This window comes from Bifidobacterium sp. POST2/T3 (B1), from assembly GCF_058197115.1.
The window spans coordinates 1-2,235 of record NZ_JBVPQK010000417.1 but is presented as its reverse complement, the minus strand read 5'-3'; the positions used below and the strand labels follow the sequence as shown (position 1 = coordinate 2,235).

General features: G+C 62.5%; 2 protein-coding genes and 1 pseudogene. 2 read left to right on the top strand and 1 reads right to left on the bottom strand.

From position 1 onward, the window contains the following. Together AC0AP0_RS12330 and AC0AP0_RS12325 are read left to right on the top strand one after the other, a co-directional pair. Positions 1-948: pseudogene (locus AC0AP0_RS12330) on the top strand (aminoglycoside phosphotransferase); the annotation flags it as partial. Between the two features lie 89 nt (positions 949-1,037). Beyond that, positions 1,038-1,277 (top strand): DUF3107 domain-containing protein, encoded by a 240-nt coding sequence (locus AC0AP0_RS12325; RefSeq protein WP_046322632.1) that lies wholly within the window; start codon positions 1,038-1,040, stop codon positions 1,275-1,277. Between the two features lie 64 nt (positions 1,278-1,341). On the opposite strand, the gene AC0AP0_RS12320 is transcribed toward AC0AP0_RS12325, so the two are convergent. Beyond that, positions 1,342-2,229 (bottom strand): PHP domain-containing protein, encoded by an 888-nt coding sequence (locus AC0AP0_RS12320; RefSeq protein WP_490430693.1) that lies wholly within the window; start codon positions 2,227-2,229, stop codon positions 1,342-1,344. Between the last annotated feature and the right edge of the window lie 6 nt (positions 2,230-2,235).

Sequence of the window (2,235 nt, the reverse complement as noted above, 5' to 3'; positions counted from 1 at the left end):
GTCAACGATCCAGCTCGTGATCTGGCCTGGATCTTCGCCAAGCTGGACGGGTCCCGTCGCAACGCCGTCATTGCAGCCTACGGCAGGATGATGGGGGCCCGGCTGGATGACCTGATCATGCTCCGAGCCAATCTTTGGCTGCAAATGGAGCAGGTGGGCGAGTTCATCACCGCTCTCGATCATGCAGACAACGAACGGATCATCCAATTCAAGGCCCAAGTTGAGCGCCTGGCTCAGCAGCTGGGCGATCATGAGCAGGACCAGCGCGCCCGTCGCCAGCAGCAGACGCCAAGTCCGTCACCGGCTGGCGCACCCTCAACCATCACTGTTGGCACTCTGTTGGGCGACGATAAGGCTGAAGACCCCTCTGCAACCAAGCCACAGGAGAATCCGACGCCAGAGCCAGCCTCCGCCTCGACAGAAACGTCGGATGAAAGCTCGGCCACCATCGCCATCAACAGGGTGGAAATGGCTGACCTGGCTCTGGCCCAGACCGTCATGGACCACTCCGATGCCAGGAATAAGCCCATCAAGCAGGCCCAGAGCACAGACCTTGGCACCGACGCCCAACCCGAGCCACCAGCTGTTGCTTCCGTCCCCCAGGAAGAGAAATCAGGCCTGAGCGATCACTTCCGCGGCATCGGCAATCCGGTCACCGGCGACGAGGATACAAATGGCGAAGCGAAACCGCAGGCTGCAATGAGCGTTCCGTCCGCAGACCCGTCCGTGAACAATCAGCCTTCGAATGCCACTGAAGCGGGAGAGGACGCTTCCCAACCGGATGATGCATCGTCAGCTCAGACCCTTCCAAGCAATCAGGCCGAGACCATCGTCATTCCCAAAAAGCCCCTGCCCGAACAGATTCCCACGCTCACTGCAGAGGGACAGACATCGGCATCGCCGCCGGAGACCGGCTCTGCCCAGGAGGAGCATCACGGGGACGCTTAGAGCGTAATCACCCGGGTCAGCGAATAATGAGACCGGAAGATCCGTGGACCGGCAGGTCTGGGCGACGGAGAAAAACCTTGGAGGTAGCAATGGATATCGAATTCGGCATCAAGAATGTGGCCCGCACGGTCAACTTCAGCACCAACGCCAAGGCGGACGAGGTGGCGGCCCACATCGCCCGGGCCCTGAACGAGGGCGGACCCATCGATCTGGTGGACGACAAGGGTCGGCACATCATCGTCCCCAAGGAGTCCTTGGGCTATGCGGTGGTTGGTTCCGACACCACCCATCCTGTGGGCTTCGGTGTCCTGGGAGGCTCCTCCGACTGAGGCCGTGATCGCCTGACGGGGGCGGCCGGATCCTTCTGGTCCGGCCGCCCCCGATCTGTATCCGCTAACCCTCCCAGGCCACCGGACAACTTCCCCTGGCCCTGTCCACGATTTGGGCCACCACCTGGCCACTGGTGCTGTTCTCCCCCATGCGATTGGGCTTGCCTTGACCGTGCCAGTCCGATCCTCCGGTCACCAGCAGCCCCCAGCGCTGGGCCAGGGCCAGTAGCCGTCGACGCTGCTCTGGCGGATTATCCCGATGCCAGACCTCCAGTCCGCCCAGCCCCTCCCTAGCCAGTGCAGCGATCTGCTGGTCGGAGAGCAGAATGGGATTGCGGCTGATGGCACCGGGATGGGCGATGACCAAGACACCGCCTGCATGGTTTACAGCTGCCAGCACCTGGTGGGTGGTCGGCGAAGGCGTAGGCAGGTAGTAAGGGCTGCTGGAGGAGCAAACCCCGGCGAAGGCCTGGCTCCGGTCGGCATATACACCGGCTTTGACCAGGGCATCGGCGATGTGCGGACGGCCCACCGTGGTCTTTGATCCCTCCTTGACCTGGGCCAGCACATCCTGCCACGTGATCGGATAATCCCGTGAAATCCGTTCGACCATAGTCCTGGTTCTGGTCAGCCTGGCTTCCCTGGTCTTGGCGAAGAGCCCGGCTATGACCGGATCCTCAGGATCGTAAAGATAGGCCAGCATGTGAACCGATACGCGGCCATCCTGCGCGGTGATTTCGGTGCCAGGCAGCAGGGGCATCCCCAAGTCGTGGGCCGCCTTACGAGCCTGATCCCAGCCCGCATTGGTGTCATGGTCGGTGATGGCCAGACCTTCCAGACCCAGCTGCTGCGCCTGCTCAACCATCCCCCTGGGCGTCACCGTGCCGTCGGAGAACACGGTGTGGCAGTGCAGATCCCAGCCGGAGGCCTTAGCAGTATCCTCATGCGTCATGCCTCC

Excerpts from the sequence above, each read along its gene's own strand:
- AC0AP0_RS12325 (WP_046322632.1), top strand. The coding sequence starts at position 1,038 with ATGGATATCGAATTCGGCATCAAGAATGTGGCCCGCACGGTCAACTTC.
- AC0AP0_RS12320 (WP_490430693.1), bottom strand. The coding sequence starts at position 2,229 with ATGACGCATGAGGATACTGCTAAGGCCTCCGGCTGGGATCTGCACTGC.